Source organism: Nocardiopsis changdeensis, from assembly GCF_018316655.1.
Classification (GTDB): domain Bacteria; phylum Actinomycetota; class Actinomycetes; order Streptosporangiales; family Streptosporangiaceae; genus Nocardiopsis; species Nocardiopsis changdeensis.
This window is the reverse complement of record NZ_CP074134.1, coordinates 1-13,422: the sequence shown is the minus strand read 5'-3', so window position 1 is coordinate 13,422 and position 13,422 is coordinate 1. Positions and strand designations below refer to the sequence as shown.

General features: G+C 74.7%; 21 protein-coding genes. 1 reads left to right on the top strand and 20 read right to left on the bottom strand.

What is annotated here, in order from left to right; genetic code table 11:
• Positions 1 to 237: 237 nt before the first annotated feature.
• From KGD84_RS32420 to KGD84_RS33890, 4 genes are all read right to left on the bottom strand, one after another.
• Positions 238 to 708: a hypothetical protein gene (locus KGD84_RS32420; RefSeq protein ID WP_220566128.1), complete on the bottom strand. Its 471-nt coding sequence runs from the start codon at positions 706 to 708 to the stop codon at positions 238 to 240.
• Complete coding sequence (locus KGD84_RS32415; RefSeq protein ID WP_220566129.1) at positions 705 to 1,412, bottom strand: ParA family protein; 708 nt, start codon at positions 1,410 to 1,412, stop codon at positions 705 to 707. Before KGD84_RS32415 ends, KGD84_RS32420 begins: the two co-directional genes overlap by 4 nt.
• 147 nt (positions 1,413 to 1,559) lie before the next feature.
• On the bottom strand, positions 1,560 to 1,835 hold the full coding sequence (locus KGD84_RS32410; RefSeq protein WP_220566130.1) for a hypothetical protein: 276 nt from the start codon (positions 1,833 to 1,835) through the stop codon (positions 1,560 to 1,562).
• Positions 1,836 to 2,002: 167 nt separating this feature from the next.
• The gene (locus tag KGD84_RS33890) at positions 2,003 to 2,566 is read right to left on the bottom strand and encodes a hypothetical protein (protein ID WP_220566131.1); all 564 of its coding nucleotides are present in this window, start codon (positions 2,564 to 2,566) and stop codon (positions 2,003 to 2,005) included.
• A 487-nt stretch (positions 2,567 to 3,053) separates the two neighbouring features.
• Here KGD84_RS33890 and KGD84_RS32400 point away from each other — a divergent pair, with 487 nt between their 5' ends.
• Positions 3,054 to 3,248 carry a calcium-binding protein gene (locus tag KGD84_RS32400; RefSeq protein WP_220566132.1) on the top strand — a complete coding sequence of 65 codons (195 nt, stop codon included), beginning with the start codon at positions 3,054 to 3,056 and terminating at the stop codon, positions 3,246 to 3,248.
• A 3-nt stretch (positions 3,249 to 3,251) separates the two neighbouring features.
• On the opposite strand, the gene KGD84_RS32395 is transcribed toward KGD84_RS32400, so the two are convergent.
• The 16 genes from KGD84_RS32395 to KGD84_RS32320 all read right to left on the bottom strand — a co-directional run.
• Positions 3,252 to 3,419, bottom strand: coding sequence for a hypothetical protein (locus tag KGD84_RS32395; RefSeq protein ID WP_220566133.1), 168 nt, complete (start codon positions 3,417 to 3,419; stop codon positions 3,252 to 3,254).
• A gap of 88 nt (positions 3,420 to 3,507) precedes the next feature.
• The gene (locus KGD84_RS32390) at positions 3,508 to 3,774 is read right to left on the bottom strand and encodes a hypothetical protein (protein WP_220566134.1); all 267 of its coding nucleotides are present in this window, start codon (positions 3,772 to 3,774) and stop codon (positions 3,508 to 3,510) included.
• A 302-nt stretch (positions 3,775 to 4,076) separates the two neighbouring features.
• Positions 4,077 to 4,967 (bottom strand): hypothetical protein, encoded by an 891-nt coding sequence (locus KGD84_RS32385; RefSeq protein WP_220566135.1) that lies wholly within the window; start codon positions 4,965 to 4,967, stop codon positions 4,077 to 4,079.
• Between the two features lie 163 nt (positions 4,968 to 5,130).
• The gene (locus KGD84_RS32380; RefSeq protein WP_220566136.1) at positions 5,131 to 5,451 is read right to left on the bottom strand and encodes a hypothetical protein; all 321 of its coding nucleotides are present in this window, start codon (positions 5,449 to 5,451) and stop codon (positions 5,131 to 5,133) included.
• Positions 5,452 to 5,461: 10 nt separating this feature from the next.
• Positions 5,462 to 5,656, bottom strand: a complete 195-nt coding sequence (locus KGD84_RS32375; protein ID WP_220566137.1) for a hypothetical protein — start codon at positions 5,654 to 5,656, stop codon at positions 5,462 to 5,464.
• A 174-nt stretch (positions 5,657 to 5,830) separates the two neighbouring features.
• Positions 5,831 to 6,430: a hypothetical protein gene (locus KGD84_RS32370; RefSeq protein ID WP_220566138.1), complete on the bottom strand. Its 600-nt coding sequence runs from the start codon at positions 6,428 to 6,430 to the stop codon at positions 5,831 to 5,833.
• A complete protein-coding gene (locus tag KGD84_RS32365) occupies positions 6,427 to 6,609 on the bottom strand; it encodes a hypothetical protein (RefSeq protein WP_220566139.1) in 183 nt (60 codons plus the stop codon). Before KGD84_RS32365 ends, KGD84_RS32370 begins: the two co-directional genes overlap by 4 nt.
• Positions 6,610 to 6,663: 54 nt before the next feature.
• On the bottom strand, positions 6,664 to 6,870 hold the full coding sequence (locus KGD84_RS32360) for a hypothetical protein (protein ID WP_220566140.1): 207 nt from the start codon (positions 6,868 to 6,870) through the stop codon (positions 6,664 to 6,666).
• Positions 6,867 to 8,030, bottom strand: a complete 1,164-nt coding sequence (dnaN, locus tag KGD84_RS32355) for a DNA polymerase III subunit beta (RefSeq protein WP_220566141.1) — start codon at positions 8,028 to 8,030, stop codon at positions 6,867 to 6,869. The genes KGD84_RS32360 and dnaN overlap by 4 nt, the downstream gene beginning before the upstream one ends.
• 82 nt (positions 8,031 to 8,112) lie before the next feature.
• The gene (locus KGD84_RS32350; protein ID WP_220566142.1) at positions 8,113 to 8,418 is read right to left on the bottom strand and encodes a WhiB family transcriptional regulator; all 306 of its coding nucleotides are present in this window, start codon (positions 8,416 to 8,418) and stop codon (positions 8,113 to 8,115) included.
• Positions 8,418 to 8,831 carry an SsgA family sporulation/cell division regulator gene (locus KGD84_RS32345; RefSeq protein WP_220566143.1) on the bottom strand — a complete coding sequence of 138 codons (414 nt, stop codon included), beginning with the start codon at positions 8,829 to 8,831 and terminating at the stop codon, positions 8,418 to 8,420. The genes KGD84_RS32350 and KGD84_RS32345 overlap by 1 nt, the downstream gene beginning before the upstream one ends.
• A complete protein-coding gene (locus KGD84_RS32340) occupies positions 8,828 to 9,028 on the bottom strand; it encodes a zinc finger domain-containing protein (protein ID WP_220566144.1) in 201 nt (66 codons plus the stop codon). Before KGD84_RS32340 ends, KGD84_RS32345 begins: the two co-directional genes overlap by 4 nt.
• Before the next feature lie 102 nt (positions 9,029 to 9,130).
• Positions 9,131 to 9,661 carry a DUF3307 domain-containing protein gene (locus KGD84_RS32335; protein WP_260697246.1) on the bottom strand — a complete coding sequence of 177 codons (531 nt, stop codon included), beginning with the start codon at positions 9,659 to 9,661 and terminating at the stop codon, positions 9,131 to 9,133.
• A gap of 49 nt (positions 9,662 to 9,710) precedes the next feature.
• Positions 9,711 to 10,295 carry an NUDIX hydrolase gene (locus KGD84_RS32330; protein ID WP_220566104.1) on the bottom strand — a complete coding sequence of 195 codons (585 nt, stop codon included), beginning with the start codon at positions 10,293 to 10,295 and terminating at the stop codon, positions 9,711 to 9,713.
• Positions 10,296 to 10,389: 94 nt separating this feature from the next.
• On the bottom strand, positions 10,390 to 11,055 hold the full coding sequence (locus tag KGD84_RS32325) for a hypothetical protein (protein WP_220566105.1): 666 nt from the start codon (positions 11,053 to 11,055) through the stop codon (positions 10,390 to 10,392).
• Positions 11,056 to 11,215: 160 nt separating this feature from the next.
• Positions 11,216 to 13,422, bottom strand: a 2,207-nt coding sequence (locus KGD84_RS32320) for a type IV secretory system conjugative DNA transfer family protein (RefSeq protein ID WP_260697245.1), incomplete at its 5' end; no start/stop codon positions are given.

The following is a 13,422-nucleotide window of genomic DNA, read 5'->3' as shown; positions in this document are numbered from 1 at the left end:
CCAGGTGCGACGGGCGCCGCCGCCTTGTACGGTGGCCTCAGTGCGTGGAGGACGCGCCGTCTCCCCACCTCGGTGGACGTGAGGCCGAAGCTGCCCAACGGCGGCATCTCCAGGGCCCGGCGTGCAACACGCCGGGCCCGCTTCATTTCCGGGCCCTTGACCAGGCCGGATCCGCATGGGCACACCGGCTCACCAATACACCGGTGTAAACGTAGGCCGGTGTACGGGTGTACCGGTTCACCGGCGTGGCCGCCCGGGGCGCCCCGTCCGCTCCGAGGTCTGGGACAGCAGCGCGTCCACGACCTGGTCCGGGGTCATCCTCTTCTTCAGCTCCCGTAGCGCCAGGCGGATCGCGGGGCTGGCCACCGACCGCTCCCGGCGCGCGACGGCCGCGGCCTCGATCTGCCAGAGCCAGTCCATCAGCTCCTGGTCCAGGTAGGCCTCAACCGACGGTGTCCGCCTGGACCGGGCGGCGTCGCTGCGCTCGGCGGGGGCGGCCGCTTTGGCTTTGGCGGGCCGCCGCTTGGGTGCGGGCTCGGGGTCCGCCGGCGCGGCCGGGACGGCGGCTTCCTTCGCGGGCTCGGTGGTCGCCGTGGTCGCCGCCTCCTTCTTCTCCTGCCCCGCCTCGGGCGGGGTGCGCGGGTGCTTGGGCGGCGGGGCCTGGCGCCGCTGGCGCCGCTGGGTCAGGTCGTCCAGTCCGTTGCTCACGCGGCCACCGCCTGCGCCACCGCGGCGATCTCGTCGGCGAACCCCCGGCCCTGCTTGGTGACGGGCGGGGCGCTCACCGCCATACGGCGGGTGCGGCGCGGCAGCCACACGTAGTGCGAGATCGGCGGCCCCACCGGCACCCCGGCGGCCTCGGTGATCCTGCGCAGCCGCTCGATGTCGCGGGCCGGGGGCACCGGCGGCACCCGGGAGGGGATCACCATCAGCGGGTAGTCCGCGAGCTGCTGGACCATCCCCTCCAGGGCCTCGTGCTCCTTCTCGCCGAACGGGGCCGGCACCAGGATGCGGTGCGCGGCCGCCATCGCGCCCAGGGTCGACGGGCTGCCGCCGGGGTGGGTGTCCACGACCAGGTCGCGCCCCCACTCCTTCGCCCACCGCTCCAGCAGGGACGCCATGACGTCGGGGGCGGGCTGGGTCTCCACGAAGTCCTCGTGGCACGGCACCAGGTCGGCCTTGCGCACCCCCTTGAACGGGTGCGGGGTGCGTCCGGCCTCGATGGCGTCCAGCATCGGCGCGTTGGACCGCACCTCGGTGCGGTAGCCCCAGGCGCGGGTGGCGTTCCCCCGGTCCCAGTCCAGGTCCACCAGCACGGCGCCCAGGACGTAGGCCAGCTCGCTGGCGAGGGTGGTCTTGCCGACGCCCCCCTTGTAGCTGGCGACCGTGTAGATCCTCGGTTCATCGCTCATGGCGGCGAGTATCTCCCATGCACCGGCGAACCGGTGGACCGGCTTGTCGGTACATCGGTGGGCCGATACACCGGCTCACCGGTTCGCCGGTGTGCCTTTACACCGGTGTATTGGTGTGCTGGCAGGCCGGTTGACCTGTGCCGATGGTCAGGAGGGGACCCACCCCTGGAACCGCCACACCTGCCGGTCGTCGTCGGCGACGGGGGCGTAGTGGGCCCGCCAGTCCACGCCCTCGGTCATCGCGAGGTGGTCGGGGTAGGACCCGTCCTCGATCTTCAGGAACGCGCCGACGTCCTCGAGCGGGGCGTCGTGCACCTCGGCGCGGGGGACTTCCAGGACCTGCCCGGCCCAGCGGGGGTGGCCGCCCACCAGGCGCACGGAGACCGTCCCGGACGGGCCGGAGGAGGGGGTGTTGGTCGTCATGGCCCCCATCCTGCCCGGGATGCCTGGCGGCCGGGGGCTACTCACCGGTTTCAACGCCACCCGTCAACCAGGGAGTCAACGCGCGCCCCGTGGCGGCCGCGGGCGGTGCGACACGCCGACACGCCGGTAGCTGCGATACCTGGGTGCTGTCGCCTTCCTCTTTTCCGTCAGTGACGGTTCCTTCCGCCCCCGCCCCGCAACCGCTCCTGGAGCGCGTCCACGTACCGGTCCCCGGCCGTCTGCACCTGGGACGCCCCCCGCATGATCCGGTCCACCTCCGAGGGGTTGTAGGCGCCCTGGGCGATCGCGGCGGCGACCCGGGCCAGGAGCCGCTGGAGTTCGCGCGGCCGCGGCAGGTCCCCCTCCCGCGCGGGCTCGGGGTCCTGGAGGTGGCGGGGCGTCCAGGGGTCCGCCGCCGAGCGGGCGGCCACGGGCACCACCGTGGTCCGGGTGACGACCCGCTCCACGACCTCGCGGACGGGGTCGTCGGCGGCCCGGGCGGTGCCGGCGGCGCGGTCGCGCTCCAGGCGCTCGTTCGCGGTGCGGACCTCGTAGGCGCGCTGGCGGCAGGACCGGGAGCAGTAGGTGCGCGGCCTGCCTTTGCCGTGGGCGCGGGGGGCGATGTCCTTCCCGCACCATCCGCAGGTGCGGCGGATGACCTTCTCCCGGACGGTCTCGATCACGCGGTGCTCGGGGGCCTGGCCGTCGTCGGCCGTGGGGGTGTGCTCCATGGCGGGACCCTACCGACACTGACGAAGGTTTTCCCGGTGAGCCTTGGTATCTCGCCAGCGATACAAAGGCTCACTCGCCTCACATCCGTCAGTGACGCTTATCCCGGAGGGATACCTGCGCTCATACGGATCACCCGCGCGCTGTCCTCGCCCCGTTCGGTCCGGGCGGGGTTCCGGCGCGTGGAAACGGCTCTCCCGCACGTCCGGTGTCGCGCCGGGTTCCCGTCCGGTGCCGGGGGTCGATGGGGGCGGGAGCCCCCTCGTACCGCCAGGGCCCCGCCACGCGCCCCCGGCCGCATGATGCCTAGGTGCAATTCGTCAGTGACGGTTGTGTCCTAGTGCCTAGGAGTGATTCGTCAGTGACGTATGTGCTGGTCCTGGTCCTGCTGGATCGGGTGGTGCCTGCCTAGTGTCACGGAGTGTGTCGTCAGTGACGTATGTCGTCCGATTCCGGTGGATACCGGGTCTCGGGTCGACCATGGGCCGTATGGAAGAGGAGACGGCGGCGGGCCCCGCGGAGCGGCGGGGCGGATCGCGGGGCGCGATGCGCGCGGCGCTCACCCGCACCTACCCGGCGGGGCCTGCGCACTGGGGCGGGGAACGCCCCTGCCCGGTCCGGGAGGAGGAGCCGGTGGACGTGGCCGGCGGGCCGCCGGGCCCCGGCCTGCCGCCCACGGGGTGAGGCTCACCTCCGGGGGCGGTGGGTGCTGTCCCTCGCCGCCTCGCACATCCGGGCGATGACCAGTTCCAGCAGGGCGCGCTGTCCGGCCGGGAGGGAGTCCAGCCACGCCTCGTCGTCGGCGGCCTGGGCGTCGGACACCTCGTCGGGCTCGCCGAACTCCGCATGGGTCATGCCCGGGGTCTACCCCGTGGGCGCGGACACGTCCGCCCGGGGTGGCCAGCCCCGTGGCCACGCCTGGGCGCCAGGGTTGGCCACGGGGTCAGGGGCGGTCCGGGCGGGGCCGGTCGGTCCTGGGCGCGGTCTGGCGGGCGTGGCCGGCGGCCCGTTCGAGGTGGCCGGTCGCGGCGGCCAGGCGGCCGGGATCGCCGCTGAGCAGGTGGCGCAGCCCGGCGGCGGCCTCGCGCACCGCCCACAGGGCGTCGTCGCCGGGGTCGGCGAGCAGGCGGGGGCGGACTCGGGCGGACACCTCGGCCAGCAGGGTGGCCAGCTCGTCGGTCAGGCGGTCGCGGTCGTGGCCATCGGGCACGGCGGTCTCCTCGGTTCGGGGGTCACCGTCCAGGATGGCCGCCCCGGCTGTCCCGTGTCCGGGGTTCCCGGCACGTGCCCCCGGACAAAGCGTGGCCACCCCTGGCCACCCTCCGCCCAGGGGTGGCCACACCCCCGCGAGCCCGTATTCCTATACCGCTTCCGGGGGTCCGGGAGCGCCTTCCTGACTCACGATAAGTGGGCCATATCATGAGTGACCCTTTGTGTCATTACAAAGGTGGGCACAAAAAAAGGCCCCGCCCTCCGGTGGTCCGGAGGGCGGGGCTTCGCGGTGTGCGGGGGTCAGGTGGTGACGGTGTAGCGGCCGGTGTCGCTCGCGCTGACCGGGGGCTGGTGGTCCAGGGCCAGCCCGGCCCCGCGCAGCGCGGCCGCCCCCTGCTCCAGCAACGCCAGGGCGTCGGGGCGCCGGTCCGGGTGGCCCATGCCCACGACCGTCAGGGACACCCGCCAGGCGGCCGGGGCGTCGGCGGAGGTGGCGCGCTCGCGTCGCACGTGCAGCGCCAGGCCCTGGGGGAGGGGGCCGGAGGAGACCGGGCCGGGGGCGGTGCGGGGCAGGCCCGCCCGGTCCAGGGCCAGCTCGGCGTCGCGCTCCAGGAGCTGGGCAGTGCGGGGGCGCTCGCGCACCCGCCGGATCTGGGTGTGGGAGGGTCCGGCCAGGCGGGCGAGCTGGCGGTCGGCCAGGGCCAGGTCGTGGCCGCGCTGGATGAGGGTGGTCACCCGCTCCTCGGCCAGGGCCAGGGCGCGGGCGGCCTCGCGCAGGCTGTCGCGGACGCCGTCGGGGTGGTCGTCGCTGCTGGCCTGGGCCAGCACGCGGCCGTCGGGGTCCAGGAGGACGACGGTGGCGGGGGAGCCGTCGCGGGGCGGGCGCTGGCCCCACCCGTACTCGCGCTCGCGGTCCAGGCGCTCGGAGAGCAGGCCGCGGGCGGCCATGGCGGCGGCGATGGCGTGCAGGGCCGCGGGCAGGTGCGGGGAGGAGACGACCACCCCGCCCTCGGGGGTGGGGGCGGCCTGGGCGGTGACGGGCTCGGACAGGCCCCACAGGTGTTCGGTGACGCGGTCCTCGCACGCCCAGTCCGGCATGTGGTGGGCGTCGTTGTGCAGGCCCTGGACCTCGGTGGTGGCCCCCTGCCAGGTGATCAGGGCGCGGGCGATGGTGCACTGGGCGTCGGGCATGACCCCTCCTCGGTTCTGGAACATTTTGTTCCGTGCTTGGAACATAGTGTTCCACGGTTGGGGGTGGTGTGCGAGGGTTCCCGTGAACTTTCCGCGACCGCCCAACACGAAAAGCCCCGCACCCCGGGGGTTCCGGGGCGCGGGGCCGGGCGGTGTGCGGGGGTCAGTGCCCGGTCGCGGCGCCGTGCAGCTCCAGCGAGGCCAGCAGGCCGCGAGTCTGGGTGAGTGCTGCCCGGGGGAAGTCGGGATGGGTCAGGTTGTGGCGCAGGCACGCCAGGGCGGACGCCCTGGGCACCCCGGCCCCATCGAGCATCTCGAAGGCCGCGTCCAGGTCCGCAGCCAGGGCGGCGGGGGCCTCCTGGGCGTGTTCCCCGACCATCCGGACCAGGGACGGAGGGATGTCGCAGGTGTCCATGTCCGTGCCGTAGCGGTGCCAGTAGTAGTCCAGCGCGCCGTAGAGCGCGTGGTAGAACACGGCTTCCACAGTCGCCTTCCTAGTCGTCGTCTTCGGCGAGTTCGGCCGCGAGCTTGGTCGCGGCCGCCAGGGCCAAGGTGGCGTACACCTGGCCGGCGGCGGCCAGCGCCGCTGCCCGATCGGGGTGGGGGTCGGCCTGGTCCGCGGCGTGCTTGGCCAGGCGTTCGGCCATCTTGCGCGAAGCCTGGTACTCGCTGTGGAGCTCGAACGTCATGAGGTTCCTCCGGGGGGTCAGTTCTGGCGGTCAGCGTAGAGGACCGGGCCCTCGTGAGCGGTGCGCACGCGTCGGCACCCGGGGCAGTCCACGGGTGTGCCCGGGGGCAGCGGGATCGCGTCCGCGGGGATCCAGTCGTCGCAGTGCGCCCATCCGGGGGCCTGGCCGGGCATCTCAGGGGTGGATCTGCTCGGCCAGCGTGAGCAGCCGCCGCACCTCGGGGGCGTCCGGGGCCAGCGCGGCCGCGGCGCTGACCGACCTGCGCAGCGCCCAGGCGATCTCCTCCAGCTCCTGTTCCGGGGGCAGCATCTGCAGGGCCAGGCGCCGCAGGTGCTCGGGGTCGCGCCAGTCGGCGCGTGCCCGGCCGGCCAGGGCCAGCGCCCGGGCACGCAGCCGCTCCAGGACCTCCTCCTCACGGTCGACGGCGGACAGGTCGACCTTGCCGAGCTGGGCGATCTGGCGCTGGCGGTCGGCCTCGGCCAGGTCGGGGGCGGCCAGCAGCCGGGCATGGGCGCGGGCCAGGACGGCCTGGCGCCCCAGGGGCTTGAGCTGGCGCACCAGCTCGGCGATGAGGTCGACGGTGCGCTGCCCGTCCACCTCCAGGACCAGGGTGGGGTCGGTGCGCAGCGCGGCGGCCGCCCGGGTCAGCGCCTCGCGCACGCGCTCGTCGGCGCACCCGTCCAGGGCGCGCTGGAGGACCTGGTGGGCGCGACGCACCTCGGGGTGGGTGTGCACCGCCGGGGCCGGGTCGGCCTGCGTGGTGGTGGTGTTCATCGGGCGTCCTTCCTCTGGTCGGTGTAGCGGGGGTCCTCGCCACGGCGCAGGGCCGCGCCGCGCAGGCGGGCGGCGCCACGGCCGGTTCCGGGCGCGGGCCGCAGGCCCTGGCGGGCCAGCTCGGCCTCCCACTCCGGGGAGCGGGCGATCTTGTCGACGGTGATGCGGGGCTTGGGCATGGGACTCCTTCGGGGAACAGGGCGGCCGCCCCACCTGCTGGGGCGGCCGCGGGGTTACCAGGGTTCGGCGACCAGGCGCATCCGGCGCCCGCCGGCGACGTGGAGCTCGGCGGCGGCCTGGGCGCCGATGCCGTAGGCGTCGGTGACGTCCACCTGGTGCCCGGCCTGCCGGAGCGCCGAAAGGACCACCAGGAGGAGGTCGTCGGCGGCCTCGCCGGGGGCGAGCAGGGTGCGCACCTCGTCGTCGGTCAGCGGGGTCACCGGGTCCCCCCGGTGGGCTGGCGGACGGGCATGACCAGCCACATGAGACCGCTCTGCTCCTCATCCCCGGGCCTGGCGAGGAACGGCTTCTCGGGGTGGCCGAAGGACAGCCGCACCGTCTCGCCGGGGATCGCGGCCAGGGCCTCGGTCAGGAAGTGCGGCTGCACGTGGACCACCAGGTCGCGGTCGGTTTCGACGTGGGCGTCGACGTCCTCGGCCACCGCCCCCAGGTCCTCGCTGCCCGAGCGCACCACCAGGCCCTCCCCGGTGATGCTGATGCGCAGCGGGGTGGTCCGCTCGGCGAACAGCGACACGCGCTTGATGGTGTCGCGCAGGGCGGTGATCGCGACGTCGACCTCGATGTCCTGGCCCTGGGCGAGCGTGTGCATGCGCTCCCAGGTGGGGAACTCCCCGTCCAGCAGCCGGGTCATCAAGCGGCGCCCGTCACCGGTCAGGGACACCGTGTCGCCGTCCCGGCCGATGTTGACGGTCTCGCTCTTGGCGAGGGCCTTGGTGGTCTGGTGCAGGGTGAGGGCGGGCACCAGCGCGGTGTGGGTGGTGTCGTCGCCGTCCAGGGTCGGAGTCCACGGCGCGGTCGCCAGCGCGAACCGGTACCGGTCGGTCGCCTCGGCCTGCATGCCCTGCGGGCCGAAGGCGAGGTGAATGCCGGTGAGCGCGACCAGCTCAACGTCGGTCGACGCCGCCGCGACGATCCGGGACACCGCCTGGGCGAGGTCGTGCGCGTCCACGGTGCCCAGCGGCTCGGGCCAGGCCGGGAAGTCCGGGTACTCCTCCAGCGGCAGGGTGCGCAGGCTCGCACGGGTGGGGCCGCAGGTGACGCGCACCTGGTCGTGGTCCACGGCCAGGGTGACCATGAGGTGGCGCGGCAGCGAGGACAGCAGCGCCGACAACAGACGGCCCGGGAGGACGACGTCGACGAGCCCGTCGGTGTCCACGTCCAGGTCGGCGCAGGCCCACACCTCGTAGTCCGTGCCGCGGGCGGTCACCGCCCCGTCGGGGGTGGCGCTCAGCCGCACCCCCACCAGCACCGGGACGGCGGGGCGGGTGGGCAGGTGGGCGGCGACCCAGCCGATCTGGTCGGCGAGGTGGCCGGCGGAGCCGGTGATGGTGGCGGTGCGGGTCGCGGTGGCGGTGGTCATGAAGCAGTCCTCTCGGTGGTAGGAAGGGGAAGGGCACCTGCCGATCTCGACTCGGCGGGTGCCCTTCGTTGTGAGGGTGAGGTCAGGCCGCGGGGAGTTTCGCAGCCTTGGTGCGGGCCCGGCGCAGGCGGCGCCGCTCGGGGAGGGTGAGGCCGCCCCAGATGCCGGTGCGCAGCCCCCGGGCGCCCATGGCGTCCTCGAGGCAGGCGGCGCGGACGGGGCACTCGCGGCACACCATGACGGCGGCCGCGATGGCGGCGGTGTCGGAGTCGGCCGGGTGCCAGTCCGCGGGGCGGCCGACCTTGGCGCACAGGGCCTGGGCGACCCACGGCGGCGGGGCCGGCCAGGGGTCGGTACCGGCCGGGGCGACCCGGGTGCGGAACCCCATCACCCCTCACCCCCGCCCGTGTCGAGCAGCAGGGCCAGGGCGTGGTCGACGTCGACAGCCTCGGTGCCGGCGGGCACCGCCTCGTAGGTGGCGGCGAGGAACGCCTCCAGGTCCTCGCGGCGGATGAGGAACTGCCCCCACTTGCCGGTGTCGGCGTCCCGCAGCTCGATGACCGCCAGGTGCGGCAGGGCCAGGGAGGCGATACGGATGCGCACGTCGCCGTCCCCGGCCCAGGAGGCGACGCCCCGGGCGGCGAGGTCGCGGGCCACCGCCCACTCGATCGCGAGGTCGTCGTCCTCATCGAGGGGGAACCTCAGGGTGAGCACGAGCGGGTCGGCAGCGTCCCAGGCCAGCTCCAGGGGGTGGACGGTCGCGGCCTCCCCGGCGGACAGGCACGTGGTCTGGCGGATCACCGCTCCTGCCCCCCGTCGTCGGTCCGGGCGGTGGACAGGGGCGCCCGGTAGGCGCGGGTGCGGTCCTGGTGCACGTCGGAGCGGCGCAGGCGGGTGCCGCCGTGGCTGGTGCAGTACTGGCGGGGCCCGGACCCGCACCGGGGGCAGGCCACCGCCAGCGGGAGCAGCGGGTAGGTCAGCGGCTCGGTCTCGGACACGGTGTTCTCCTTCGGATCGGGGGTGTGGACGGTGGACCGTGCGGTCCCCCCGACCACGCCGTCCCGGTAGGGGAGGGAGTGGTCAGGGCCAGCGCACGGGGTCTACGGGCGGAGGGTGCCGTCGGCGCGTTCGCGGCGGGCGACGAGTCCCCATCCGGCCCGGGAGAGCAGGTCGCACCCCAGCAGCACCGCGATGGAGCAGCACGTCAGCCCCAGGGCGGTGGTCAGGTCCGGGGTGCCGATGATGAGCGCGGCCGGGACGAGCCAGGCCATGTGCCACGCCTGATCGAGCGCCATCCGCCCGGAGTCGGTCCCGTAGTAGTCGCGTTTGCCGGAGACCGGGTGCAGGGCCCAGGCCAGGCCCTCCAGCGGGCGGCGCCGGTCCGCCCACCAGTGGGAGGCGGCGTTCACGGCCAGGCCCAGGGCCAGGTGCGCGAGGTGGACGGAGGTGTCGGGGTCGTAGGCGGCCACCAGGAGGACCAGCGCGAGCTGGGCGGCGGTGAGGGTGGCCACGTGCCAGGTGCAGCAGGACCGGCCGTGGTGGCCCGCCAGGCCCTTGTCCTGGGCCTGGCGGTTGCTCTGGAGCCAGTGGTCGCCGATCCAGTGACCGGCCAGCAGTGCGGCGAACAGCATCAACAAGATGTCCTTTCGTTCGGGGGTTCGGAGGATGCTGTGAAGCGGGTCAGGGGCGTCCGCCCCGCCAGTACTCGCCGGGCGGAGTGGAGTACGCGGTCTCGGCGAGCGCCAGGTCGGCGGCGGACAGGCCCGGCAGGTAGGCGGCCTCGTGCAGCAGCCGCAGCCAGACCGCTTCCAGGGACGCGTCGGGCTGGGTGGCGGGGGTGCCGCCGGCGCGGTAGTGGGCCAGGGTCGCCGACGCCAGCAGCATCACCTCGCGGCGGGAGTAGAAGCGGGCGCCCTTGGTCTCGCCGGGGGCGGGCCGCACCGTCCCGGTCGCGGTGGCCCGTGCCAGCGTCCACACGTGCCCCGGCCGGGGCTGGTGCGGCAGGGACGCGCACAGGTTGGGCAGGTGGCCCTCCCACAGCAGGCAGGACCCGGTCACGGTGAGGCCGACCTCCTCTTCGACCTCGGCGACCAGGGCGGCGGCGACGCTGGTGTGGGAGTCGCGGACGTGTCCGGCCACGGGGGCGGTGCCCTTGGGCCACCACCCGCGGGTGACCATGAGCAGCCGGTCGGCGGAGTCGGTGATGAGGATGCCGACGGAGTCGCCGGAGCAGCGCTTGGCGGAGGTGGTGTTCGTCGTGGTCATACTGGTGGTGCTCCTGTTCTGAGGGAGTAGGGCGGCCCGCACACCGACTTGGTGGTCAGTGCGGGCCGCTTCTTATCGGGGGTGGGGGACGGGGTCAGGGGCGGGTGACGGTCACCTGGGAGAGCGCGCCGCGCAGGTAGTGCACGCCGCGCCCGGCCCGGGTCGGGCCCTGGGGGGTGGCGTAGCCGGGCAGCACGTCGGCGAGGACCTCGGGGGTGGTGGGCCGCAGCCGACCGAGGGTGAGGTGCTGGTCCATGGCCAGGTGGTCCCGTAGGAGCGCGCTGCCGAACTCCTCCAGGCCGGGCGCGTAGACCCGCGCGACGACGGCGACGTTGAGCAGGGGGGAGCGCCGGACCAGGTGCGTCCACCGGGCCGCCTCACCGATCAGGCCCTGGGGTCCGTCGACCAGGACGACGAGCGGCTCGCGGTCGGCGGCGCGGGCCCCGCCGTCGACCAGGGCGTCCAGGAACGCGGCCAGCTCGCCCGTCTGGGTGATCACCCTGCCCGGGCGCACCCCGGTGTCCTGCCAGTGCAGGAGGTTCTGCCCGGCGAGGTCGAACAGGGCGGTGGCGGCGCCGGCCTGGTGGGCTCCGGCGGCGATGCGGGCCAGGGCGGTGGTCCCGCCGGAGGCGGTGAGACCGGCGACCAGGCCGTGGTGGGGGCGGCCCGTGTGGTCGGCCAGGCGCCAGCGGACCGGGGCGCCGCCCGGCGTGGTGCCCAGCGGGACGTCGACGGCGGCGGTCAGGGTGGTGGTGTTCACGGGTGTTCTCCTCACGGTGGGTGTTCGGTCGTGGGCGCGACCGGACGGACCGGGCCCCGGATTTCGGGGCCCGGCGGCTCTGAAAATCGGTGGAAACCGGGACGAAAACGGCGACCAGACGGGGTCTGGTCGCCGTCCGGTCGATGACGGTGGGTGAAGCTCAGGCGGGTCGCCAGGGGGCCTTGAGCGACCCGGGCTTGACGATGAGCCCGGCGTCGCGCAGCTCCCGCAGGGCGGCCTTGACGGCGGTCGCCCCGCACCCGGGCACCTGGCGCAGGGCCTCCACGGCCTCGCTGGTGGTGACCGCGCTCCGCTCGCGCACCAGCTCCAGGACGCGGGCGGCGGCGCCGGTGATCCCGTCCGGGGTCACCTGGGCGGCGGCCTCCGCTGCGGCCGCGGCCTTCTCCTCCCGGACCAGGCCCAGGTCGACCAGGACCCGGTGCGGTACCTCCGGCGGCATCGCGAACCCGCCGGCGGCCGGTGCGGCGGCGGGCCGGACGGGCTCGGGGCGGGCGGGGCGGTCCACGCTCTGCCCCGACAGGAGCTTGCGGCCCCGGTCGATGCGGGCGGCGATCTCCTCGGCCGCGGCGGCCTGGGCGGCGTCGGCGTCCTCCAGGCGGCGCGCGAACAGCCCGCCGGTGCCCTCGTCGAAGGCGTCGGCGGAGAACGGGTCCAAGTCGCGGACCTGGACCTGGGCGGCCTCGGCCATCAGGCGGGCGGTGACCTCGTCGCCGGAGTAGGCGGTGCGCATCACGCAGTCCCGGCCCTTGAGGGAGACCGCCAGGCCCTTGTTGCGGGGCTGGTTCTCGGTGTCGGGCAGGGTGGCGGGGTTGGACCGGGGGAAGTCCCGGGCGAAGATCGACGCCTGGTTCGCGCGCATCTTCAGCGCCACCGAGTTGGCGGCGGTGGCGTTGGCGCGCACCGAGTCGTGGCCGAAGTCCTCCAGCCCGTACCCCTGGGTGATGATGACGACCGTGACGCCGACCGAGCGGCCCTTGCGGGCCAGCCAGCCGACCTTCTCCGCCAGGGCGGGGTCGTTCTTGACCTCGTAGAACTCATCGAAGATCAACGACACCCCGGGGAACTCCCGGCTCGCCTGGAACCCGGACTGGCCCTGGGCGGCCAGGTACTTGCCGCGCTCCTTGACCAGGGTGATGAGCCCGTCAACCACCGTGTTCCAGGTCGCCATCTCCGAGTCGCCGATGAACCAGTTGGCGTGCTCGGCGATGAGCGGGGAGGACTGGCCGCCCTTGGGGTCGATGTAGATCGTGTAGGTGCACCCGGTCTGCATCATCCCGAGCATCAACCCCTCCGACAGGGAGGACTTGCCCGACCCGGTGATGCCGCCGATGTAGCCGGACCACATGGACTTGCCGTCGTAGAGCAGCCACTCCGGTTCGCCGTCGCCGTCGACGTAGCGGCCCATCCGGATCAGGGTGCGCCCCTCCCGGAGGATCACCCGGGACGCGCCGTCCTCCAGCGGGACCGGGACGTCCATGATCTTGCGGCTGATCGCGCGGATCCAGAACACCGTCGGGTCGGGCTCTGCGTCCCCTTCGGGGGCGTCCTCCTCGATCTCCAGCTGGGACGCGCTGATCTTCAGGGCGGCGCCCAGGCGGGCGAGCTGGGCGCGGACGGCCTCGGCGCTCTGGCCGTCGCCGTCGGTCTCGACCTTGGCCATCAGCCCGAACGTGGTGGGGTGCACCTCCAGCAGCGCTGCGCCGGGGAGCATCTTGCCCGGGGCGGCCACGTGGGTGGGCCAGCGGGTGGTGAGCCGCCCCATCAGGTCGGCCGGGACCGCCTGGCCGGAGTCCTCGGGGTCCGGGAGCGGCCCGGTGAAGATCTCCTCCAAACCGGGCCTGCGGACGATGATGGCGTGGCGGTGGTGCTGCCACCAGCGCGCGGACACGGTCAGCAGGGTGAGCACCCCGGCCGCGGCGGTGGTGGTCCACCCCTCGGTGGTGGCGGGGGCGGCCAGGGCGGTGAGCGCGGTGTAGGCCACCGCCACCCCCGCCACGACGCGGGTGTGCCCGGTCTCGGCCGCCACCCACGCCGCCTCCCTCGGGAAGCGGCGCTTGCCCCAGCGGGAGCGCAGCACCCGGGGGGTGACCGCGGCCGCGAGCCCGGCGCCGGCGGCGGCGATGAGGGAGGCCGCGGCCGGGGCCAGGTCGGCCTGGGCGGCCATCCCCGCGAACAGGGCGGCCCCGCCGAACACGGTCCCGCCCCAGTACCAGGGGGTGAACACGTGGGAGTACATCCGCCGGATCGAGTCCTCGCCGGGGCGGGCGATCATCTCCCAGGCGCGGCCCAGGATGCCCTCGGCCGACCACCGGTCCCGGGCGGGGCGGCGGGCCGGGCCGACGACCC

Excerpts from the sequence above, each read along its gene's own strand:
- KGD84_RS32395 (WP_220566133.1), bottom strand. The coding sequence starts at position 3,419 with ATGACCCATGCGGAGTTCGGCGAGCCCGACGAGGTGTCCGACGCCCAG.
- KGD84_RS32400 (WP_220566132.1), top strand. The coding sequence starts at position 3,054 with ATGGAAGAGGAGACGGCGGCGGGCCCCGCGGAGCGGCGGGGCGGATCG.
- KGD84_RS32335 (WP_260697246.1), bottom strand. The coding sequence starts at position 9,661 with ATGCTGTTCGCCGCACTGCTGGCCGGTCACTGGATCGGCGACCACTGG.
- KGD84_RS32410 (WP_220566130.1), bottom strand. The coding sequence starts at position 1,835 with ATGACGACCAACACCCCCTCCTCCGGCCCGTCCGGGACGGTCTCCGTG.
- KGD84_RS32330 (WP_220566104.1), bottom strand. The coding sequence starts at position 10,295 with ATGACCACGACGAACACCACCTCCGCCAAGCGCTGCTCCGGCGACTCC.
- KGD84_RS32365 (WP_220566139.1), bottom strand. The coding sequence starts at position 6,609 with ATGCCCAAGCCCCGCATCACCGTCGACAAGATCGCCCGCTCCCCGGAG.
- KGD84_RS32375 (WP_220566137.1), bottom strand. The coding sequence starts at position 5,656 with ATGACGTTCGAGCTCCACAGCGAGTACCAGGCTTCGCGCAAGATGGCC.
- KGD84_RS32415 (WP_220566129.1), bottom strand. The coding sequence starts at position 1,412 with ATGAGCGATGAACCGAGGATCTACACGGTCGCCAGCTACAAGGGGGGC.
- KGD84_RS33890 (WP_220566131.1), bottom strand. The coding sequence starts at position 2,566 with ATGGAGCACACCCCCACGGCCGACGACGGCCAGGCCCCCGAGCACCGC.
- KGD84_RS32350 (WP_220566142.1), bottom strand. The coding sequence starts at position 8,418 with ATGGGGTTCCGCACCCGGGTCGCCCCGGCCGGTACCGACCCCTGGCCG.
- dnaN (WP_220566141.1), bottom strand. The coding sequence starts at position 8,030 with ATGACCACCGCCACCGCGACCCGCACCGCCACCATCACCGGCTCCGCC.
- KGD84_RS32370 (WP_220566138.1), bottom strand. The coding sequence starts at position 6,430 with ATGAACACCACCACCACGCAGGCCGACCCGGCCCCGGCGGTGCACACC.
- KGD84_RS32385 (WP_220566135.1), bottom strand. The coding sequence starts at position 4,967 with ATGCCCGACGCCCAGTGCACCATCGCCCGCGCCCTGATCACCTGGCAG.